Genomic DNA, 1,217 nt, shown 5'->3' on the forward strand with positions numbered 1-1,217 from the left:
GGGTCTTCAACTGCTGGCCGTCGAAGTCGGGTATGTGAGCGTAACCATGTATGAGTGAGCGTCGTTGTCAGGGTGTGAATCTCACGGAATGGGCGAGGACGCAGGGTGTGCATCCGCAGACCGCGTATCGCTGGTTTCGCGAGGGGACGCTGCCGGTACCGGCTGAGCGGGTCGGCCCGCGCACGATCCTCGTGAACGTGGGGGCCAACGCTGCGCTCGGGGCACTGGGCGGGCTGGGGTCGTATGCCCGCGTCTCCTCGCACGATCAGAAGGACGATCTGGAGCGGCAGGTCGCCCGGCTGGCCCGGTGGGCTGCCGGCGCAGGTCACCGGGTAGTGCGGGTGGAGTCCGAAATCGCCTCCGGCATGAACGGCGCCCGTTCGAAGGCCAGGCGGCTGCTTGCCGATCCTGCCGTGCAGGCGGTGGTGGTGGAGTACAAGGACCGCCTCGGTCGGATGAACGTCGAGCTGGTCGAGGCCGCCCTGTCCGCGACCGGGCGCCGCCTGGTCGTGCTGGACGACGGCGAGGTCGAGGACGACCTGGTGCGGGAGATGGTGGAGGTGCTGACCTCGTTCTGTGCCCGCATGTACGGGCGCCGGTCGGCGAAGGACCGTGCCCGCAAGGCGCTGGCAGCCGCCGAGCATGGCTGATCAGCGCGGGCCGCTGCGGCGGATTGCCCGGCCCTTCGTCGCCGACGGCCCAAGGGGTGTCAGCATCCGTGACCGCCTCAAGGGACTGACCGCCGGGGACGAAAAGGTGTTGCGCCTGGTCGGCGCGCACCTGGGCACACTGGCTTCGCGTGATCTGGCCCGCAGGTGCCGTGACGGTCTGGAGCACTCCGCCGACGCGTGGGCTGAGCGTAAACGTGACCTGACGGTGTTGTCGTCCTCCCGTTGGGCCGGTTCGATCACGTCCGGCACGCACGACCAGTGGGGCCTGTCCCGGCGTGCGCAGCACGCGCACCTGCGATCTCTGGATGCCGGTATCCGCATGGTCCGGCACCGGCTGTCCCTGCCCGTCGGCCAGAAGGGCAGCCGGGGCAAGCCCGGCGGCTATCGGTCCTCGCACGAGTGGTTCCACAAGTCCCGGCGCCTGGCGATCCTCGAAGAGCGGTACGAACAGGTCACGGCCGAACGCGACGCCGGGCGCGTGTCGGTCACACGCGGGGGCCGCCGGCTGCTGGGCATCCGTCACAACCTCACCGTCGCGAACCTGAC

The 1,217-nt window shown here is 69.7% G+C and carries 1 protein-coding gene and 1 pseudogene; both read left to right on the forward strand.

The window, feature by feature from the left end; all coding sequences use genetic code 11:
• The first annotated feature begins 74 nt into the window (after positions 1 to 74).
• Positions 75 to 650: an IS607 family transposase gene (locus ACWEK3_RS42435; RefSeq protein WP_453252278.1), complete on the forward strand. Its 576-nt coding sequence runs from the start codon at positions 75 to 77 to the stop codon at positions 648 to 650.
• Positions 643 to 1,217: pseudogene (locus ACWEK3_RS42440) on the forward strand (IS200/IS605 family accessory protein TnpB-related protein); the annotation flags it as partial. The gene ACWEK3_RS42435 and the pseudogene ACWEK3_RS42440, both read left to right, overlap by 8 nt.

Source organism: Streptomyces sp. NPDC004721, assembly GCF_053601495.1.